The organism is Stenotrophomonas sp. PvP093 (assembly GCF_017876915.1).
GTDB lineage: Bacteria > Pseudomonadota > Gammaproteobacteria > Xanthomonadales > Xanthomonadaceae > Stenotrophomonas > Stenotrophomonas muris.
Genome location: NZ_JAGIOX010000004.1, coordinates 670,944 through 689,789 on the forward strand (window position 1 = coordinate 670,944; position 18,846 = coordinate 689,789).

Below are 18,846 nucleotides of genomic sequence, written 5' to 3' on the forward strand. Positions count from 1 at the left end.
GGCCGCTGGCCGGCTCCGCATGAGCCCACCCGGATGCGGGTAGAGCCGGCCGCTGGCCGGCTCCGCATGAGCCCACCCGGATGCGGGTAGAGCCGGCCGCTGGCCGGCTCCCCAGCAACTCATCCGGAACTGCCGGCATCCGGCCAGCGGCCGGCACCACCTGCAGCGCCTGACTTGCAGCGAGCGATGCGGTAACCGGTGTGCCGACCAACGGTCGGCACCTACCCGCTTCACCCTCAGCCCCTCGCCTACAGCGAGCGGCTGATGGTGAAACTGCCGAACACCGGCGATTGGCGCTGGCCGTTGAACTCCCGCGTGCTGTGGTAACGCGCAGCGGCGAACTTCCAGCGTCCGTACATCACGGCCACGCCATAGCCGCCGTAGGCCACCACATGGCGCTTGTCCACGCTGTGACTGTTGCGGAACGTGTTGCCATCCAGCGTGATGTCGCGGATCACCCAGGCCGCGTCCGAGGTCGCGAACAGGTGCCAGGACCAGCCATTGGGACGGCCGCTGCGGGTCGGTGCCGTGTTCTCACCGGCCGGGCGCAACGGCGTGCTGCCGAAGTCGTCCGGCAGCTTCCAGCCGAAGCGCACTTCACCGCCGAGGTTGGCCTTGGTTTCCAGGTTGCCGATCGAGCCGCCGTAGTGGCTGATCGCGTCCCAACCCCAGCCGTCGGCATTGATGCTGGCATCACCCGGCCAGCGGCGCATGCGCTCATGGGTCAGCATGAACAGCGGCTCGTTGTGCAGCTGGTTGTCCCAGCCCTTGAATTTCTCGTCGCCCAGCACTTCGTGCACGGCATTCTGCACCTGCTTGCCCTGTGCCCACGGGCCAACTACGCCCAACGTCAGCTGGGTGGTCTGCAGGCGGTCGCCGCTGCGCGCATTGAAACCGAAGTTTGCGATCAGTACGCCCGCGTAAGGGCGGTCGTCCTCGATCAGGTCCCTGCGGCTGAAATCGGTCGGGGTGAAGATGCCCTGGCCGATGCTGAAGATCATGTTCTGCTGTTCGAATCTGCCCGGATGCAGGCCTTCCAGGTACTGGTTCACCCAGCGCGCCATGCGCGGAAGGCACGGGTCGTCGGTGTAATCGACCAGATTGGGCGAGACCAGGGTCAACAGCGCACCGTTGGTATAGCCCTGGTCCTGGTGGCGGCCGCCGAACAGGTCGTTGTCGACGCGGAAATTGACCTGCGGCGGGTGATCGCGCATCGCGTCCGGGCCACATTGTTCGGCCGCCTGGGCGGCAAAGGGGAGGGCAGAGGCCAGCAGGCCGGCCAGCCCGAGGGCTGCGACACTACGCATGGATGGAATGCTCATGGGGAAGGGGGCGGTTTTCTGTCGTTTTCTGCAACGCTACGGTACTCGTGCCCGCGCGCCGGAACGAGCACGTTGGGATCACTTGTCTGTTCCGAAAACAACATTGTCCGGCGGACACAATTCGTTACCCGCGCACGCGCCGCAGGCCTGGCGTGAAGGCGACTGCAGGCCGCGCGCATGATGCCCCGGTCATTGAGGGGCCGAAAGAACCAGTCAGCTGCCGTTGGGCTCTCCGCCCGCGCTTTTGGGCCACCTGCAACGCAGCAGGCCGCCAGTGCTGTCTTTGACGTTGGTGAATACTCTTGGGTTTGTTGCCCTGCGGCCCGATAATGGGGCCATGGAAATCAAGTCCGACAACCCCGACCACGGCTTCCAGTTCCCCGGCCAGTTCGAGCTCAGCGCCATGGGCCCGGCCAACCGCGGCCTGGAGCATGAGCTTCCCCGTCTGCTGCTGGCTGCCGGCATCGATGTGGTGAACGAACGCATCAGCTGGAAGCATTCGTCCAACGGCAAGTACGTGTCCGTCCGCATCGTGTTCAAGGCCGAGAGCCGCGAGCAGTACGACCTGGCGCACCAGGCGCTGCGCGACCACCCGGAAGTGAAGTGGACGCTGTAGCCGACAGCTGCCCGGCCGAAGCCGCCCCGGAAGACCGCGCGCCGCGTCCGGCGGTGGTCCGCGACCTCGGCCGCCAGGCGTACGAGCCGGTGTGGCGCGCCATGCAGCGCTTCACCGACCAGCGCAGCGACGCCGACGCCGACGAACTGTGGGTAGTCGAGCACGATCCGGTGTTCACCCTGGGCCAGGCCGGCAAGGATGAGCACGTGCTGGCGCCGGGTGACATCCCCGTGCTGCACGTGGACCGTGGCGGCCAGGTGACCTATCACGGGCCCGGCCAGATCGTGGTCTACCCGCTGTTGCGCCTGCCGCGGCTGGGCATCGGTGTGCGCGACTACGTGTGCCGCATCGAGCAGGCCCTCATCGATACCCTGGCCGAGTGGAACATCGGCGCCGAACGCCGCGAGGGCGCCCCGGGCGTCTACGTCGGTGGCGCCAAGATCGCTGCGCTTGGCATCCGCGTGCGCCGCGGCTGCACTTTCCATGGCCTGGCCTTCAACGTGGCCATGGACCTGGAACCCTTCCACCGCATCAACCCCTGTGGCTATCAGGGGTTGCAGGTGACCTCGGTGGTAGACTTGGGCGGCCCCTCCGGGCTGGATGCCGTCAAGCCGGTGCTGCTGGACCACCTGGCCCGCCAGTTCGGCCTGCTGCTGCAGCACACGCCGGAACTGCCCGATCTTTCTGCGGCCGCCTGACCGCCCCCCGGAACTGCCATGACTGAAACCACCGCCCGTTCCATTCCCCTGCAGATCGTGCAGGGCGACTCTCCGTCCGCCGCGCCGTTGCAGGCCGGGGTCAAGCAGCTGGGCGGTGACAAGATCAACCGTTCGCCGGTGCAGTTCGCCGATGCGCCGGTGCTGCGCAAGCCGTCGTGGATCCGCGTGCGCATTCCCTCGGGCAACGCCGTGCAGAACCTGAAGGCCAAGCTGCGCGAGAACCGCCTGGTGACGGTGTGCGAGGAAGCCAGCTGCCCGAACATCCACGAATGCTTCGGCCATGGCACCGCCACCTTCATGATCCTCGGCGAGGTCTGCACCCGCCGCTGCTCGTTCTGCGACGTGGCCCATGGCCGCCCGAAGCCGCCGGATGCCAACGAACCGGCCAGCCTCGGCCAGACCGTGGCCGACATGGGCCTGAAGTACGTGGTGGTGACCAGCGTCGACCGCGATGACCTGCGTGACGGCGGTGCCCAGCACTTCGTCGACTGCATCACCGCCATCCGCGAAAAGTCGCCGGGTACCCGCATCGAAGTGCTGACCCCGGACTTCCGTGGCAAGGGCCGCATGGAGCGCGCGCTGGAGATCCTGGCGCAGAACCCGCCGGATGTGTTCAACCACAACATCGAGACCGTGCCGGACCTGTACCGCAACGTGCGCCCGGGTGCGGACTACCAGTGGTCGCTGAACCTGCTGAAGAACTTCAAGGCACAGCACCCGGACGTGCCGACCAAGAGCGGCATCATGCTGGGCCTGGGCGAAGACTTCGAACAGATCAAGGCCACGATGCGCGACCTGCGCGCGCACGACGTGGACATGATCACCATCGGCCAGTACCTGCAGCCGACCGCGCATCACCACCCGGTACTGAAGTACTGGACCCCCGAGGACTACAAGGCGCTGGAAGACTACGGCTACGCGCTGGGCTTCAGCCACGTGGCGTCCGGCCCGATGGTGCGCTCGTCGTACCACGCTGACGTGCAGGCCAAGGGCGCCGGCATCTCCTGAGGTGGGTGCGGACCGTTGGTCCGCACGCCTCTGCCTGCCGTAGAGCCGAGCCCATGCTCGGCTGCTTGCTGCCGGCCAGCCGAGCATGGGCTCGGCTCTACCTGCATTCACAATTTGCTACACCGGCCCGGCTAGGCTGGTTTTCCACCGAGCGCGGCCGGATGACAAACCCGGCAACTTTCGGCACTGTCGTGGTGTCTGAACACCCTGCAGTCTCCCCCTTGGCAAGGCGCCTTCGAGCACGTCAATGAAATTCAAAGCCCCCGCATTCCTGATGGCCCTGGCGCTGGTCGCGCCGCTGGCGCTGGCGGCCAAGGCCGACTCGCCCGCATTGCCCGCGGCGGCCACCGCCGATCAGGTGACCACCTCCAAGCTGGTGTACGGCCTGTTGTCCGACAGCCGCTACGCCTACCGCCCGCGCGCGCTGGACGAGGCCACCTCCAAGGACGTGTTCAAGCGCTACCTGGAGACCCTGGACGGCGGCAAGCAGTACTTCACCCAGGCCGACGTGGCGCGCTTCGCGCCGTTCGAAGCCAACATCTCTTCGGCCATCCGTGGCGGCGAGCTGGAGCCGGCGTTCCAGGTGTTCGCGGTCTACAAGCAGCGCGTCGGCGAGCGCGTGGCCTATGCGCGCAAGCTGCTCAAGCAGGAGCCGGACTTCACCACCGACGAGCGCTTCGAATACGACCGCAAGAAGGTTCCGTGGGCGGCCAGCAGTGCCGAACTGGATGAGCTGTGGCGCAAGTCGGTGAAGAACGACTGGCTGCGCCTGAAGCTGGCCGGCAAGAAGCCGGACGACATCCGCAAGACGCTGGACAAGCGCTACGCGACGCTGGAGAAGTCGGTCAACGAGCTGAAGGGCGAAGACGTCTTCCAGTTCTTCATGAACGCCTACACCAGCGCGGTTGATCCGCACACCGACTACTTCACCCCGCGCACCGCCGAGAACTTCAACCAGGCGATGTCGCTGTCGCTGGAAGGCATCGGTGCGCAGCTGCAGCGGCAGGACGACATGGTGGTGATCCGCGAGATCATCGCCGGTGGTCCGGCCGCAGTGGACGGCACCCTGAAGCCGGGGGACCGCATCGTCGGCGTTGGCCAGGGCAAGTCCGGCCTGGTCGAGGATGTGATCGGCTGGCGCATCGACGACGTCGTGGCCAAGATCCGCGGTGCCAAGGATACCCAGGTCAAGCTGGAATTCATCCCGGCCGCCGAGGGCGTGGACGGCAAGCACCACACGCTGGTCCTGACCCGCCAGAAGGTGCGCCTGGCCGAACAGGCCGCCAAGGGCGAGACCATGAGCATCCCGGCCGCCAACGGCGAACCGGCGCGCAGGATCGGCGTGATCAAGCTGCCGACCTTCTACCAGGACTTCGAAGGCCGTCGCCGCAACGCCGCTGACTACGCCTCGGCCACCCGCGACGTCGCCAAGCTGCTGGCCGGCTTCAAGAACGACAAGCTGGATGGCGTGGTGCTGGACCTGCGCAACAACGGGGGGGGCTCGCTGGATGAAGCGATCGAACTGACCGGCCTGTTCATTGAACAGGGGCCGGTGGTGCAGGTGCGCGAGTCCGGTGGCCGCGTTACCGTCAACAGCGACCGCAACCAGGGCGTGGCGTGGGACGGCCCGCTGGCGGTGCTGATCAACCGCGGTTCGGCCTCGGCCTCGGAGATCTTCGCCGGTGCCATCCAGGACTACGGCCGTGGCCTGGTGATCGGTGAAACCAGCTTCGGCAAGGGCACCGTGCAGAACATCGTCGACCTCGATCGCTGGCCGAGCGGCGAGACCCAGCGCTTCGGCCAGGTCAAGCTGACCATCGCCCAGTTCTTCCGCATCAGCGGCAGCAGCACCCAGCACAAGGGTGTGGTGCCGGACCTGGCCTTCCCGGCCAGCGTCGATGCCACCGAATTCGGCGAAAGCACCTACGACAACGCCCTGCCGTGGACCCGCATCGCCGCCGTGCCGCACACCCAGTACGGCAACTTCGCGCCGCTGCTGCCGAAGCTGGAGACCCGTCACGACGCGCGCATCGCCACTGACAAGGAATTCCAGTGGTGGAACGAGGACGTGGAGCAGTTCCGCACCGAGGCCGCGAAGAAGTACATCTCGCTCAACGAGGCGACCCGTCGTGCCGAGCGCGAGCGCCAGGACGCCCAGCGCAAGGAGCGCCAGGTGCAGCGCAAGGAACTGGGCCTGGCCCTGGACCCGCTGGCCGACGACAGCAGCGACGATGGCCTGACCGGCAACGAGCGCGACATCGTGAAGGATGCCGCCCGTGAGAAGGCCGCTGAAAAGCGTCCGGACCCGCTGCTGCGCGAGTCGGCCTCGATCCTCGCTGACGCGGTCAATCTGCTGGCCAATGACCGCCCGCTGTCGGCCCAGGTGCTGCCGCAGTCCACCGGCGCGGGGCGCTGGGCGGACTGAGCCGGCCACGGCATGTGACACCTCAGGGGCCGGCATTGCCGGCCCCTCGGCGTAAAAGGGGACGGAGGGAATTAAGTCGTTTGTGGCACAAACGACTTAATTCCCTCCGTCCCCTTTTTCGTGCATGAACCGGGAGCAACGTGGGAGGGTATGTCGACCTGCCGCACACGGGGGTGGGACTACCCTTGGTGCTTCCGTTCTCGCAGGAGTACCCATGCGGGCCTCCCGTCTTTCCAGCGCCGCCGTGGCGCTCACCAGCGCCCTGATCCTCTCGGCCTGCGGTGGCCGTGCCGCCGACAGCACCGTGTTGCGCGAGTCCTTCGATTCCGGCGATACCTTCTCGCGCACGGTCGATGGGCGCCCGGGCGAAGCCTGCGAAGCGGCGCGCCGCACGCTGCTCAGCCAGGGCTATGCCATCGCCCGTTCCGACGATGCACAGGTGGAAGGCAACAAGAACTTCCAGCCGCGCGAGGATGACCATGAGCAGCTGGTGCTGCGCATCTCCTGCGCCCCGCGTGGCGGCCAGACGCTGGTGTTCGTCAGCGCAGTGCAGGATCGCTACGCGCTGAAGAAGAGCCCGACCTCGGCCAGTGTCGGTGTGGGAGCGCTGGGTTCGGTATCGCTGCCCTTCGGCAGCAACGACGACTCGCTGGTGAAGGTGGCCAGCAGCACGGTCACCGATGCCGAGTTCTATCGTCGCTTCTTCCAGCGCCTGCAGCAGTACCTGCCGGCCGCGGCGGGCAAGCCGCCGCCATCGCCGGCGGCGGCACCGGAGCCCGCACCCGCACCGGCGGTCACGGACCAGGGCTGAGCGTGCGCGGCAGGTGGCTGATTGCAGCCCTGCTGCTGGCGCCCGCGTGGGTCGTCGCAGCGCCATCCCCGGGCTGTACGCAGGGTCTGCTGCAGCGGTTGGGGTGGCGCTTCGAGGATGCCGAGCTGCGTGCACCGCAGGTACACAAGGGCCCGGTGTGTACGCGTTCCTCGCTCGCCGCGGCACAGGCAGCGGGTGACCTGCGCGTACGCTGGCCGGCGGATCTGCCTGCAGGCGAACGACAGGCACTGCTGCAGCAGCTGCTGGAAGACCCTGCTACGGTCTGCGCCTATGCCTTCGAGCTGGGGGCGGCCACGCGGCGCGCGACCTCGGCATTGCAGGGCAATGCCACGTTCCGCTTCTCCGGCCCGCAACTGGGCTGGATCGGCTTTGGTCTGCGCGGCGCGCCGGCACAGGGCTGGCAGCGTACGCGCAGTTTCGGCCGTGGCTTCGTGCCCAGTGCGGGCAACAGCCATGCGCTGCAGGCGTTCTACAGCGGTGCCGTGCGCGCCGAGTGCGGTGTCGGCCGCCAGGTCGCGCAGCTGGCCACCCAGCGCGAGCTGTATGGCGATGCTGCGTTCGATACAGAGTTCGCAGCGGATGAACTGTCGATCGGCACCTTCCTCGCGCTGCACGCCACCGACAGCATCCTGCTTGGCGCGCACGCGGGCGAGTTCTTCGCCGACGGCAAGGCGGTGCGCACCTCGGCGATGGGGCGGCAGGCGTTCGTGGGTGTGCCCGGCTTCATCGAACATGTGTACGACAACGGTACGCTGGATGACCTGAGCAACCAGGCCGAGAACTTCGTGGTCGTCACTGTGGGTGAGGGCGCTGCGCAGGCCCTGGCGCAGCACGGCGGCCTGGCCTGGTACGACCAGCGCAATGCCGAACTCTGGAACCTGGCGCAGGACATCCCGCGCATCGGCCAGCGCTACTTCGAGCGCCTGCTGTTCGAGCGCGATCCGCAGTTGCGCGCACGGCTGGTGCCGCGCTACCACGACACGCTCGCGCGCATGGACCAGCTGCTGGACGATCCGTTCTACCAGCAGTTCGTGATCTATGTGCATCCACGCGGTATACGTCCCATCGGCTACCACGTCGCCCGCCTGCTCGATCGCAACCCGCGAACCCCGTTTTCAATCGACCTGGCGGTGCACAATCTGCATACCACGCTCTACCGGCGTTGGCGCGAGGCGCAGCTGCGCCACTGCGCGGCTACCGGCAGGCCAGGCAGCCTGACCCTAGACCCCAACTGAAGGTGAAACAATGGATATTGCAATGATCGGCCTCGGCCGCATGGGCGCCAACATGGCCCAGCGCCTGCATCGCGGCGGCCACCGCGTGGTCGGCTACGACCCGGGCGAAGGCGCCCGCCAGCGCGCCGCCGAGGCCGGCCTGGAGGTGGTTGATTCGCTGGCCGCCGCCGTGGCCGCGCTGCCGGTGCCGCGCGTGGTGTGGCTGATGGTACCGGCCGGCGAAACCGTCGACCAGACGCTGGGCCAGCTGGCCCCGCACCTGGCCGAGGGTGACATCGTCATCGACGGCGGCAACTCCAACTACCAGGACTCGATCCGCCGCGCCAAGGCGCTGGCCGAGGACGATCTGGGCTACGTCGACTGCGGCACCAGCGGTGGCGTGTGGGGCCTGCAGGAGGGCTACAGCCTGATGGTCGGTGGCGAAGCGTCGGTGGTGGAGCAGATCGCACCGTTGCTGCGCACGCTGGCCCCGGCCGAAGATCGTGGCTGGGGGCGCGTCGGCCCGTCCGGTGCCGGCCACTTCACCAAGATGGTCCACAACGGCATCGAGTACGGAATGATGCAGGCCTATGCCGAAGGCTTCGCGCTGATGGAGCGCAAGCAGGAGATGGAACTGGACCTGGCGCAGGTGGCCGAGGTGTGGCGCCACGGCAGCGTGGTGCGTTCGTGGCTGCTGGACCTGAGCACGGAAGCCCTCAAGCGCAATCCTTCGCTGGATGGCATTGCCCCGTACGTGGAGGATTCCGGCGAAGGCCGCTGGACCGTGGCCGAAGCCATCGCGCTGGATGTGCCGGCGCCGGTGATCACGCTGTCGCTGCTGGAACGCCTGCGCTCGCGCGAATCGAATTCGTTCACCGATCGCCTGCTGTCGGCGATGCGCAATGAATTCGGCGGCCACGCGATCAAGAAATCGTAAGCACGAAGCCGGGGTCGGATCCCTTTCCGCAGGAAAGGGCTCTGACCCCATGCAGGCAGTCGAGCATGGCTCGACTCTGCAAAAGCCGTCTCCGATGGCTTCCACGTCGATGTGTCGACCAAGGTCGACACCTACCGTCGGGCGCGGGACTCTGTCGAAGGCGGGGTGGGTCCGGCTCCCGCAACCGGACCCATCCTGCCATCTCACGGATTGCCGGTTTTTGCCGTTGCTGTTGAGGTTGCCGGCCAGCGGCCGGCACTACCACGGGTGCAGGGCGCAGCCCTGCCGATCACCCCAACGCGATCCGGCGCCCTTCGCGCGCGCTGTCCATGCCGGCCTGCAGCAACCGCATCAGCTGCAGCGCCTGCACCGGGCTGACCGTGGCTTCGCCCTCGCCGTGCATCGCCGCTGCGAACTGCGCATACAACCGGCGATAGTCGCCGGGCAGGTTGTCGACGGTGCTGCGTTGCACGTTGTCTTCGGTATCGCAGCGCACCAGCTCGCCATGCCGCGGATCGAGGCCCCAGCCTGGCGCACCCGGCGCCACGCCGCGGCGCAGCTGCGCCTCCTGCACGTCCAGGCCGTGCTTGATCCAGCTGGCGGCGCTGCCATGCACACTGAAGTGCGGCGTCTGCGCTGCCACCAGGGAACCGGCGTGGACGATCGCCCGATGCCGTGGGTAGTGCAGTATTGCGTGGAAGTAATCGATGCCGCCGCCACCTTCGCGCTGCACGGCCAGGTCGGCATCGATTGCCTCGGGCCAGCCGAACAGCACCAGCATCTGGTCCAGCAGGTGCGGACCGAGGTCGTACCACAGGCCACTGCCGGGCCCGCCCTGTTCGCGCCAGCGGTCGCGCACCTGCGGACGGTAACGGTCGAAGTGCGCGTGGCACTCGGCCACGTCGCCCAAGCTGCCTTCGGCCAGCAGCGACTGCAGGGTGAGGAAGTCGGCATCGAAACGCCGGTTCTGGAACACGGTGGCGATGCGCCTGGCATCGCGTGCCGCAGCCAGCACCGTTTCCGCTTCGGCCACATCCAGCGCGAACGGCTTGTCGACCAGCACATGCTTGCCTGCCGCCAGCGCCGCGATGGCCAGTGGCGCGTGCTGTTCGTTCGGCGTGGCGATCACTACGGCATCCACGGCCGGATCATCGAATACCTGCTGCGGCGTGGCACGCACGTGCACATCGCTGAACGTCCGCAGCAGGGTGTCGCGTTGTGAACTGACGATGCTGTGCAGCGCCAGCCCGGGGGTGTGCTGGATCAGCGGTGCATGGAAGACGCGGCCGGCGAGGCCGTAGCCGATCAGGGCCAGTTGCAGGTCGGGGCGCATGGCAGGGCTCCGGCAGTGGGAAGGGCAGGGTAAACGACGGGGACTGGCAGTCCAAAACTGAACGGTTGCCATTGGAAACGTTTCGATTCACGGCGGCATGACCGCAACGCCACGCCTGCTCTACGGTGGGTTGTCCAGACTGGCAGCACATTCCGAAGGAGTACGACACGATGAGCAATACCACCCGCACGCTGATTGCTTCCGCCCTGACCCTGGGCCTGGCGCTGTCCTCCTCGGCCGCATTCGCCAAGGACCCGGCCGCGAAGAGCCCGCCGACCAGCACCCATCCGACGACCCATGCTGATCGTCACGACTCCAATGAGCCGGTGACCGATACCTGGATCACCACCAAGGTGAAGGCCGATCTGCTGGCCAGCAGCAACGTTCCGGGCACCGAGATCAAGGTGGAAACCGTGAACGGCGTGGTCAGCCTGAGCGGTGCCGTCGCTACGCAGGCGGAGAAGGACAAGGCGGTCAACACCGCCAGGGGCATCAAGGGCGTGACCCGCGTCGATGCCGCCGCGCTTAAGGTCAGCGCCGCTGCCAAGCGCTGAGCATCCACCGACCGTTGAACAGGGTGGGCGCCCCGAAGGGGGCGCCCACTCGCGTATGGGGCCGGCTGCGGGGGCCCGTTCAGCCTGCCGCGCTTTGGACTCCAGAGTTGTGATTGCCTGCGCTATATTGCCGGTTCCGCCGCAGCCGGGCTCGTCCCGGGTCCCGCTCCGCGGCCGTGCTGACGAGGAACTATGGCGCTGGTTTTCAGTGACGACATCTGGGACCGCTGGCGGTTGCCGGCCCTGGCGCTGGCGGCTGCCGCGATCATCGTGGTGCCGTGGTTGACCCTGCGCAAACTGCAGCAGGACAGCGAAGAGGCGATGGCCTGGGTCAACCACACCCAGTCCGTTGGTGTGGCGCTGCAACAGCTGCAGGCCGATGTGCGCGACGTCGAATCCGCCGCCCTGACCCTGTCCAAGGGCGTGGATGCGCCCGGCCTGCGCGAGCGGATGGCCAAGGCCAACGAGATCCCCGGGCGCCTGGCCGAACTGGGCCGGATGACCCGCGACAATCCTGATCAGCTGATCCGCATTGGTCGGATCGAATCGATGCTCGAAGGCCGCATGGCGCTTGCCCGCGAGCTGGCCCGGTCCGAACCGAACTCCGACCAGCGTGAGCTGGTGCAGGACCTGAGCACGCGTTATCCGATCCGTGGCCTGGTGGAGGAGCTGCAGGCCAGCGAGCAGAATCTGCTGGCTCTGCGCGCCCAGCAGGCCGCGCGCCAGCGCAAGCAGACCGAACTGGTGTCGTGGAGTTCGCTGGCGATCCAGCTGGCCCTGCTCGGCCTGGTGCTGTGGCTGCTGCAGCGGCAGATCGGCCGCCGCCTGCATGCGGAACGGCAATCGCTGCGCTCGGCCGCACGCGCGGCGTCGGTGCTGCAGACCGTGCGCGAACCGATCGTGCTGCTCGACCGCGACCTGCGCGTGCAGCTGCACAACCCGGCGTTCGCCGAACTGTATGACCTGCAGGACGAGCGCGCCGATGGCCTGCTGCTGGAAAAAATCGGCGACGGCGCCTGGCGGGATCCGGTGGTGCGCCAGCGCCTGGCCGATGTGCTGTCGCGTGGCCGCGAACTCTGGGACTTCGAGCATGAGCAGCGTACCGCCGATGGCATGGTGCGCTACATGCTGCTCAACGCACGGCGCATGCCGCTGCCCGACACCGATGACGAAGTGGTGCTGCTGACCATCAGCGACGTCACCATGCAGCGCGCAGTGCAGCTGCGCGTGGAAGAGCTGAACCGCCAGCTGGAGGGCAAGGTCGCGCAGGTGTCCGAGGTCAACCGCGAGCTGGAAGCCTTCAGCTACTCGGTTTCGCATGACCTGCGTGCGCCGCTTCGCCACGTGGCCGGATTCTCCGACAAGCTGTCGCGCCACCTCGGCGACGCCGCCGATGACAAGAGCCGGCATTACCTGGAGGTGATCTCCAGTTCGGCCCGGCGCATGGCGGCGCTGATCGACGACCTGCTGGTCTATTCGCGGCTGGGCCGCGCAGCGATGCGCCAGCAGGCGGTGGACATGCAGTCGCTGGTGGCCGATACCCGCGCCATGCTCGATGCCAACCTGCAGGCCGAGGCCGAGAACGGCGGCCATGCGCACCACGTGGAGTGGAGCATCGCGCCGCTGCCGATCGTGGTGGGCGACGAGAACATGATCCGCCAGGTCTGGCTGAACCTGCTCGGCAACGCGGTGAAGTACTCGGGCAACCGCGAGCCGGCGAAGATCCGCGTGGACTACCAGCCGCAGCCCGATGGCGGCCATCAGTTCACGGTCAGCGACAATGGTGCAGGCTTTGACATGGCCTACGCCGGCAAGCTGTTTGGTGTATTCCAGCGCCTGCACAAGGCCAGCGACTACCCGGGTACCGGCATCGGCCTGGCCAGCGTGCGCCGCGTGCTGACCCGCCATGGCGGCCGTATCTGGGCCGAGGCCGAACCGGACGTCGGCGCCACCTTCCACTTCTACCTGCCTCCCGCGATCGACGCGGACAAACAAGGGCCTTCTGCATGACCACTCTGCGCACCATTCTTCTCGCCGAAGACAGCCCGGCGGATGCCGAAATGGCGATCGATGCCCTGGAAGAGGCGCGTCTGGCCAATCCCATCGTGCACGTCGAAGACGGCGTGGAAGTGATGGACTACCTGCTGCGCCGCGGCGCCTTCGCCAATCGCGAGGAAGGCCTGCCGGCGGTGCTGCTGCTGGACATCAAGATGCCGCGCATGGATGGCCTGGAAGTGCTTCGGCAGATCCGCGAGCATGAAGAACTCAAGCGCCTGCCGGTGGTGATCCTGTCGTCCTCGCGCGAGGAAAGCGATCTGGCCCGCAGCTGGGACATGGGCGTGAACGCCTACGTGGTCAAGCCGGTGGACGTGGACCAGTTCTTCGGCGCGGTGCAGACCCTGGGCAAGTTCTGGGCGTTGATCAACCAGGCACCGGAACTCGAGTGAGCCCATGCCCCTGACCGGTCCCGCCCTGGGGGCGCTGCGCATCCTGCTGGTGGAAGACTCACCAGAGGATGCCGAGCTGATGTCCGAACAGATGCTCGACGCGGGCCTGGACGCCCGCTTCGAGCGTGTCGAGAGCGAGGCGGAACTGCGCCAGGCACTGGCTGCGTTCCAGCCGGACATCGTGCTGTCCGACCTGAGCATGCCGGGGTTCTCCGGTGATGACGCGCTGCGCATCGTGCGCGAGACCTCGCCGGACGTGCCCTTCATCTTCGTCTCCGGCACGATGGGTGAGGAGAACGCGGTGGCGGCGCTGCAGAAGGGCGCCAATGACTACATCATCAAGCACCTGCCGGCGCGCCTGCCGTCGGCGGTGGCGCGTGCGATCCGCGATGCACGCAGCGCGGTGGAGCGTGCACGGGTGGAAACCGAGCTGATGCGCGCGCAGCGCCTGGAAAGCCTGTCGCTGCTTGCTGCCGGCCTCAGCCATGACCTGCGCAACATCCTGCAGCCATTGCTGATCATGCCGGACCTGCTGAAGGCGCGCACCGAGGATCCGCAGCTGCACCACCTGGCCGATGTCATCGCCGAGTGCGGTCGCCGTGGCCATGAGATGGCCGAATCGATGCTGTCGTTCGTGCGCGGTTCGCGCAAGCCGAGCGAGCGCATCGAGATCGATGGCTTGTTCGATGCGGTTGCACTGCTGTTGCGCAGCAACGTGCCCGATGCCGTGCGCCTGGAACTGCAGGTGCAGGACGAAGGCCTGGTGGTCGATGCCAACTACACCGAGCTGCAGCAGGTGATGTTGAACCTGGCGCTCAACGCGATCCAGGCGATGCCCAACGGCGGTCGCCTGAGCCTGACCGCCAGCCATGCCGGTCAGCGCGATGGCGTGGACTGGATGCGGATCTGCGTGGCCGATGAAGGCATCGGCATGGATGCAGACACGCTGTCGCACCTGTTCAATCCGTTCTTCACCACCAAGGCCGACGGCACCGGCCTGGGCCTGATTTCCTGCAAGCGCATCGTCGAAGGTGCCGGCGGCAGCATCCATGTCAGCAGCCAGCCGGGGCAGGGCACCTGCTTCGAACTGCACTTGCCGATGCACGAAGCCAGCGACGGTAGTGAGCCGATCGAGCAGCTGGTGGCCCTGGGCAGTGGCCAGTCGATCCTGGTGGTCGATGGCGAGGCCACGCGCCTGTCGTTGCTCGGCAATGCGCTGTCAAGCCAGGGATATCAGCTGCAGCTGGCCTCCGATGGCCCGGCGGCGCTGCGCTGGATGCAGCAGGAGGCAATGCCGGCGCTGGTGATTGCCGACGCCGGCTCGAAGTTGTTGCCGGCCAGCCAGCTGCTGGGCGAGATGGCCACGCTGGGCTATCGCGGCCCGGCGCTGGTGCTGGAAGACGCAGCGGTGGAGGTGGCGGCCGATGCATTTCCCGCTGGCGTGCAGGTGCACGTGCTGCGCAAGCCGCTGCAGATGCAGCAGGTGTTCCGCGCGGTGTCCGAAGCGCTGGGCTGATGTCGCGGTAGTGCCGGCCGCTGGCCGGCATCCCTGTGTGGTGGGATCAACGCGGTTGCCGGCCAGCGGCCGGCACTACCGTTCGGCAGGTTCCCAGGGGAAGCGCGGCAGGGCGTCCACTGCCTGTTCCAGCCGCCGCGACCAGTTCTGGTGGATGTCCGCATACAGCGTGGAATCCGCACCCAGCCGCAGCTGCTGGCCGATGCGCAGTTCGCCGTCGCGCAGCAGCGCCAGGTCGATCGGCAGGCCCACCGACAGGTTGGAACGGATGGTGGAGTCCAACGAGACGATCGCCGTGCGTGCGGCATCCTCCAGGCGCGTGGCCGGGCTGAGGATGCGGTCGAGGATCGGCTTGCCGTACTTGGATTCACCGATCTGCAGGTAGGGCGTCTCCGGCGAGGCGGCGATGGCGTTGCCGAGCGGATAGATCATGTACAGCCCGGGGCGCTCGCCGGCGATCTGCCCGCCGAAGATCAGCGTGGCCTGGGTATTGACCCCATCGTGGCCATGTTCGCTGTGGTTGCTGTGCACCTGGCTGTCCACCAGCAGCTGGCCGACGTACTCGGCGGCTTCGAACAGGTGGGTCATGTCGCGCAGGTTGGGCGCGCGCCGTTCGTCGGCATCGCGCCCCAGGCGCGACACCAGCAGCTGGGTGGTGGCCAGGTTGCCAGCCGCCATCAGCACGTAGGCTGCCTGGCCGGGATACTCGAACACGTGCAGCTTGCGGTGCACGCGCACATCGTCCAGCGAGGCATTGGTCCGGGTGTCGGCAGCGAAGACCAGGCCCTCGTCCACCTCGATTCCAACGCAATAGGTCATGTCGGTGCCCTATCATGTGCATCCCGGATTGTAGGCAGGCCGCCGTGACGACGGCATGTCCACGCCCCCATTGCTGCCACCTGAACCGCATGACGACCGTGCTCCTGAGCCTGGGCAGCAATGTCCAGCCCCGCCGCTACCTCCACGCCGCGGTGGCGGCCCTCCGCGAGCGCTTCGGCGCGCTGCAGGTATCGCCGGCCTACCGTACCGCCGCGGTCGGCTTCGATGGCCCGGCCTTCCTCAACAATGCGGTGGCGATCGAGACCGATCTGCCGCTGCAGGAGCTGGACGACTGGCTGCACGCGCTGGAAGACGCGCACGGTCGCGACCGCAGCGGGCCACGCTTCTCCGACCGGACCCTGGACATCGACGTGGTGTTCTATGGCGACCTGGTGCTGGAAGGCCCGGGGCACCTGCGCATCCCGCGGCCGGAGCTGAAGCACGCGTTCGTGCTGAAGCCGCTGGCCGACATCGCGCCGGGCTTCATCGACCCGGTCAGCGGGCAGGACCTGGCCACGCTGTGGCGCGCGCACCCGCAGTTTGGCGAGGCATTCGAGGTGGTGGATCTGGAGTGACGGGGTCAGATCCCTTTTCCCGCCGGGAAAAGGGATCTGACCCCGTTGTGGACCCCGGCAACCTTTCAGCTGACCGTACGCCCGCCATCCACGCGCAGGGTGTGGCCGGTGACGAAGCTGGCCTCGGCCACCAGCCAGTACACCGCCTCGGCGATCTCCTCGACGGTGCCGATCCGCGCCAAAGGCGTGCGTGCCAGCAGCGCCTCGCGGGCGAAATCATCCTTGCCCTGTTCCGGCCACAGGATCGCACCCGGCGCTACTGCATTGACCCGCACCTTCGGCGCCAGCTCCAGCGCCAGCGCGCGCGTTGCCATCTCCAGCGCGGCCTTGGCCATGGTGTAGGCGATGTGGTCACGCATCGGGTCGGTGCCGTGCAGGTCGGTGAGGTTGACGATGCAGCCCTGCTGGCGGCGCAGGTAGGGCGCTGCCGCCTGTGACAGCAGCAGCGGCGCGCGTGCATTGACCGCATACAGCGCGTCCATCGCCTCGGCGGTGACCTGGCCGAGCGGGGTGGGGAAGAAGTTGGAGGCGTTGTTGACCAGCGCGTCCAGGCGGCCGAAGTGGGTGACGGCCTGTTCGACCAGGTCGGGCAGGGCGTCGGCGTCACGCAGGTCGGCCTGCAGGGCCAGCACGCTGCCGGGGCGCACGTTGTCGAAATCGAACGCGGCCTGCTGCAGCTCGGCGCTGGAGGTATTGGCATGCAGCACCACCGACCAGCCACAGGCGTGGAACTGGCGGGCGATGGCCGCACCGATCCGGCGCGCGCTGCCGGTGATCAGGACCACGGGGTGGGTATCGCTCATCGAGGGTCCTCCAAGGCTCGGCTATCCTGTGCACCATTGTCACCGCATTCGAAGACGCCATGCAGCCCACCTTCCCCCTGCCCGAAGCCGATGCCCTGGCCCACAGCGACCAGCTGGCCGCTGCCCTGCGCGCCGAAATCCTTGCGCAGGGCGGGGCAATGCCGTTCTCCCGCTTCATGGAGCTGTGCCTGTACACCCCCGGCTGGGGCTATTACAGCGCCGGCGCCAGCAAATTCGGCGGCAGTGGCGACTTCACCACCGCGCCCGAGCTCGGCAGCCTGTTCGCCGGCAGCGTGGCCAACGCGCTGGCGCCGGTGTTCGCCCAGCTGGGTACGCAGGCGCGGATGCTGGAACTGGGCGGTGGTACCGGCGCCTTCGCCGAAGCGGTGCTGCTGCGCCTGGCCGAGCTGGACGCGCCGCCGTCGCGCTACGCCATCCTCGAACCCAGCGCCGACCTGCGCGAGCGCCAGCAACAGCGCCTGCAGCAGAACCTGCCGGCCGAGCTGGCCGCACGCGTGGACTGGGTCGATCGCCCGTTCGAAGAGGACTGGGAGGGCGTGGTGTTTGCCAACGAAGTGATCGACGCGCTGCCGACGCCGCGCTTCCTGATCCGGGATGGCGAGGTCTACGAGGAAACCGTGGAACTGGACGCCGAAGGCAACTTCATCCGTGGTGCGCAGCCGGCCGACATCCTGCTCAACGGTGCGGTGCGCCACATCGAGCGCTACCTGGAGCGCCCCTTCGCCGAGGGCTACCGTTCCGAGGTGCTGCCGCAGCTGCCGTACTGGTTGCAGGCGGTGGCGGGCGGCCTGCAGCGCGGTGCGATGCTGTTCATCGACTACGGTTACAACCGTGGCGAGTTCTACCAGCACGACCGCGATGAGGGCACCGTACGCGCGTTCTACCGCCACCACGTGCACAACGACGTGCACCGCTGGCCGGGGCTGCAGGACATCACCGCGTCGGTGGATTTCACCGCGATGGCCGAGGCCGGCATGCACGGCGGTTTCGAGCTGGCGGGCTACTGTAGCCAGGCCAGCTTCCTGCTCGGCAACGGCCTGGACCAGGTGCTGTCGCTGGCCGAGGAGCGCACTGATGAGGTCGGCCGCATCCAGCTGCGCGACCAGGTGAAGAAGCTGACCCTGCCGACCGAGATGGGGGAGCGCTTCCAGGCGATCGGCCTGCAGCGCGGCGTCGACTTCGAGCCCGCCTTCGAGCTGGGTGACCTGAGCTGGCGCCTGTGAACGATGCGCTGCCGCTGATCAAACCACTGCGGCGGCCGCGGCTGTGGACCGCACTGTGGTTCAGCGCGGTGTTGCTGGTGATCGTGGTCTGCCTGATCCCACCGCCACCGATTCCGTTGCCGGAAAACGGCGACAAGGGTGAGCACTTCCTCGCCTATTTCATCCTGGCTGGCAGCGCGGTACAGCTGTTCCGGCACGGACGTCCGCTGCTGTGTGTGGGCGTGGGCCTGGTGCTGATGGGGATCGGCATCGAGTTCGCGCAGGGCGCATTGACCGATGACCGCATGGCCGATCCGATGGACGCGCTGGCCAACACGATCGGCGTGCTGGCCGGCCTGGCTACGGCACTGACCCCGCTGCGCGATCTGCTGCTGCGCTGGCGCGGGTAAAGTTCCTGTAGAGCCGAGCCCATGCTCGGCTTCCTCCCAAAGGCAGCCGAGCATGGGCTCGGCTCTACAGTAGATCCACGCCATGCGTGGATC

General features: G+C 67.5%; 18 protein-coding genes. 14 read left to right on the forward strand and 4 right to left on the reverse strand.

Features of this window, described 5'->3' with window-relative positions:
- Positions 1-248 precede the first annotated feature (248 nt).
- The gene (locus tag J3A72_RS05810) at positions 249-1,307 is read right to left on the reverse strand and encodes a lipid A deacylase LpxR family protein (protein ID WP_080281880.1); all 1,059 of its coding nucleotides are present in this window, start codon (positions 1,305-1,307) and stop codon (positions 249-251) included.
- Positions 1,308-1,659: 352 nt separating this feature from the next.
- Here J3A72_RS05810 and J3A72_RS05815 point away from each other — a divergent pair, with 352 nt between their 5' ends.
- The 7 genes from J3A72_RS05815 (at position 1,660) to gnd (ending at position 9,073) form a co-directional block, all read left to right on the forward strand.
- Positions 1,660-1,938: a YbeD family protein gene (locus J3A72_RS05815; RefSeq protein WP_005411067.1), complete on the forward strand. Its 279-nt coding sequence runs from the start codon at positions 1,660-1,662 to the stop codon at positions 1,936-1,938.
- Positions 1,926-2,636, forward strand: coding sequence for a lipoyl(octanoyl) transferase LipB (lipB, locus tag J3A72_RS05820; RefSeq protein WP_014648440.1), 711 nt, complete (start codon positions 1,926-1,928; stop codon positions 2,634-2,636). The genes J3A72_RS05815 and lipB overlap by 13 nt, the downstream gene beginning before the upstream one ends.
- Before the next feature lie 18 nt (positions 2,637-2,654).
- Positions 2,655-3,665, forward strand: coding sequence for a lipoyl synthase (gene lipA / locus J3A72_RS05825; RefSeq protein WP_032960206.1), 1,011 nt, complete (start codon positions 2,655-2,657; stop codon positions 3,663-3,665).
- Between the two features lie 247 nt (positions 3,666-3,912).
- A complete protein-coding gene (locus tag J3A72_RS05830; protein WP_014648438.1) occupies positions 3,913-6,090 on the forward strand; it encodes a carboxy terminal-processing peptidase in 2,178 nt (725 codons plus the stop codon).
- A gap of 214 nt (positions 6,091-6,304) precedes the next feature.
- Positions 6,305-6,901, forward strand: coding sequence for a DUF2242 domain-containing protein (locus J3A72_RS05835; RefSeq protein ID WP_014648437.1), 597 nt, complete (start codon positions 6,305-6,307; stop codon positions 6,899-6,901).
- A 2-nt stretch (positions 6,902-6,903) separates the two neighbouring features.
- A complete protein-coding gene (locus J3A72_RS05840; RefSeq protein WP_080469273.1) occupies positions 6,904-8,157 on the forward strand; it encodes a hypothetical protein in 1,254 nt (417 codons plus the stop codon).
- Between the two features lie 10 nt (positions 8,158-8,167).
- Positions 8,168-9,073, forward strand: coding sequence for a phosphogluconate dehydrogenase (NAD(+)-dependent, decarboxylating) (gnd, locus tag J3A72_RS05845; protein ID WP_075076085.1), 906 nt, complete (start codon positions 8,168-8,170; stop codon positions 9,071-9,073).
- 289 nt (positions 9,074-9,362) lie between these two features.
- On the opposite strand, the gene J3A72_RS05850 is transcribed toward gnd, so the two are convergent.
- Positions 9,363-10,406, reverse strand: a complete 1,044-nt coding sequence (locus J3A72_RS05850) for an oxidoreductase (protein WP_075076086.1) — start codon at positions 10,404-10,406, stop codon at positions 9,363-9,365.
- Positions 10,407-10,576: 170 nt separating this feature from the next.
- On the opposite strand from J3A72_RS05850, the gene J3A72_RS05855 reads away from it, so the two are divergent.
- The 4 genes from J3A72_RS05855 (at position 10,577) to J3A72_RS05870 (ending at position 14,923) form a co-directional block, all read left to right on the forward strand.
- Positions 10,577-10,960: a BON domain-containing protein gene (locus tag J3A72_RS05855; protein WP_075076087.1), complete on the forward strand. Its 384-nt coding sequence runs from the start codon at positions 10,577-10,579 to the stop codon at positions 10,958-10,960.
- Positions 10,961-11,152: 192 nt separating this feature from the next.
- The gene (locus J3A72_RS05860; RefSeq protein WP_075076088.1) at positions 11,153-12,970 is read left to right on the forward strand and encodes an ATP-binding protein; all 1,818 of its coding nucleotides are present in this window, start codon (positions 11,153-11,155) and stop codon (positions 12,968-12,970) included.
- Complete coding sequence (locus J3A72_RS05865) at positions 12,967-13,407, forward strand: response regulator (RefSeq protein WP_005411057.1); 441 nt, start codon at positions 12,967-12,969, stop codon at positions 13,405-13,407. The genes J3A72_RS05860 and J3A72_RS05865 overlap by 4 nt, the downstream gene beginning before the upstream one ends.
- A 4-nt stretch (positions 13,408-13,411) precedes the next feature.
- Positions 13,412-14,923: an ATP-binding protein gene (locus J3A72_RS05870; RefSeq protein WP_046432552.1), complete on the forward strand. Its 1,512-nt coding sequence runs from the start codon at positions 13,412-13,414 to the stop codon at positions 14,921-14,923.
- A 75-nt stretch (positions 14,924-14,998) separates the two neighbouring features.
- Here the strand turns inward: J3A72_RS05870 and J3A72_RS05875 are convergent, their stop codons facing one another.
- The gene (locus J3A72_RS05875) at positions 14,999-15,742 is read right to left on the reverse strand and encodes a 20S proteasome subunits A/B (protein WP_032960219.1); all 744 of its coding nucleotides are present in this window, start codon (positions 15,740-15,742) and stop codon (positions 14,999-15,001) included.
- Positions 15,743-15,831: 89 nt separating this feature from the next.
- On the opposite strand from J3A72_RS05875, the gene folK reads away from it, so the two are divergent.
- Positions 15,832-16,317: a 2-amino-4-hydroxy-6-hydroxymethyldihydropteridine diphosphokinase gene (gene folK, locus J3A72_RS05880; protein WP_014648428.1), complete on the forward strand. Its 486-nt coding sequence runs from the start codon at positions 15,832-15,834 to the stop codon at positions 16,315-16,317.
- A gap of 65 nt (positions 16,318-16,382) precedes the next feature.
- On the opposite strand, the gene J3A72_RS05885 is transcribed toward folK, so the two are convergent.
- The gene (locus tag J3A72_RS05885) at positions 16,383-17,120 is read right to left on the reverse strand and encodes a pteridine reductase (RefSeq protein ID WP_019660663.1); all 738 of its coding nucleotides are present in this window, start codon (positions 17,118-17,120) and stop codon (positions 16,383-16,385) included.
- Between the two features lie 59 nt (positions 17,121-17,179).
- On the opposite strand from J3A72_RS05885, the gene J3A72_RS05890 reads away from it, so the two are divergent.
- Both J3A72_RS05890 and J3A72_RS05895 read left to right on the forward strand, forming a co-directional pair.
- A complete protein-coding gene (locus J3A72_RS05890; protein WP_075076089.1) occupies positions 17,180-18,364 on the forward strand; it encodes an SAM-dependent methyltransferase in 1,185 nt (394 codons plus the stop codon).
- The gene (locus tag J3A72_RS05895; RefSeq protein ID WP_046432545.1) at positions 18,361-18,753 is read left to right on the forward strand and encodes a membrane protein; all 393 of its coding nucleotides are present in this window, start codon (positions 18,361-18,363) and stop codon (positions 18,751-18,753) included. The genes J3A72_RS05890 and J3A72_RS05895 overlap by 4 nt, the downstream gene beginning before the upstream one ends.
- Positions 18,754-18,846: the final 93 nt, after the last annotated feature.

Excerpts from the sequence above, each read along its gene's own strand:
- J3A72_RS05810 (WP_080281880.1), bottom strand. The coding sequence starts at position 1,307 with ATGCGTAGTGTCGCAGCCCTCGGGCTGGCCGGCCTGCTGGCCTCTGCC.
- J3A72_RS05815 (WP_005411067.1), top strand. The coding sequence starts at position 1,660 with ATGGAAATCAAGTCCGACAACCCCGACCACGGCTTCCAGTTCCCCGGC.
- lipA (WP_032960206.1), top strand. The coding sequence starts at position 2,655 with ATGACTGAAACCACCGCCCGTTCCATTCCCCTGCAGATCGTGCAGGGC.
- J3A72_RS05830 (WP_014648438.1), top strand. The coding sequence starts at position 3,913 with ATGAAATTCAAAGCCCCCGCATTCCTGATGGCCCTGGCGCTGGTCGCG.
- J3A72_RS05835 (WP_014648437.1), top strand. The coding sequence starts at position 6,305 with ATGCGGGCCTCCCGTCTTTCCAGCGCCGCCGTGGCGCTCACCAGCGCC.
- gnd (WP_075076085.1), top strand. The coding sequence starts at position 8,168 with ATGGATATTGCAATGATCGGCCTCGGCCGCATGGGCGCCAACATGGCC.
- J3A72_RS05850 (WP_075076086.1), bottom strand. The coding sequence starts at position 10,406 with ATGCGCCCCGACCTGCAACTGGCCCTGATCGGCTACGGCCTCGCCGGC.
- J3A72_RS05855 (WP_075076087.1), top strand. The coding sequence starts at position 10,577 with ATGAGCAATACCACCCGCACGCTGATTGCTTCCGCCCTGACCCTGGGC.
- J3A72_RS05860 (WP_075076088.1), top strand. The coding sequence starts at position 11,153 with ATGGCGCTGGTTTTCAGTGACGACATCTGGGACCGCTGGCGGTTGCCG.
- J3A72_RS05865 (WP_005411057.1), top strand. The coding sequence starts at position 12,967 with ATGACCACTCTGCGCACCATTCTTCTCGCCGAAGACAGCCCGGCGGAT.
- J3A72_RS05870 (WP_046432552.1), top strand. The coding sequence starts at position 13,412 with ATGCCCCTGACCGGTCCCGCCCTGGGGGCGCTGCGCATCCTGCTGGTG.
- J3A72_RS05875 (WP_032960219.1), bottom strand. The coding sequence starts at position 15,742 with ATGACCTATTGCGTTGGAATCGAGGTGGACGAGGGCCTGGTCTTCGCT.
- folK (WP_014648428.1), top strand. The coding sequence starts at position 15,832 with ATGACGACCGTGCTCCTGAGCCTGGGCAGCAATGTCCAGCCCCGCCGC.
- J3A72_RS05885 (WP_019660663.1), bottom strand. The coding sequence starts at position 17,120 with ATGAGCGATACCCACCCCGTGGTCCTGATCACCGGCAGCGCGCGCCGG.
- J3A72_RS05890 (WP_075076089.1), top strand. The coding sequence starts at position 17,180 with ATGCAGCCCACCTTCCCCCTGCCCGAAGCCGATGCCCTGGCCCACAGC.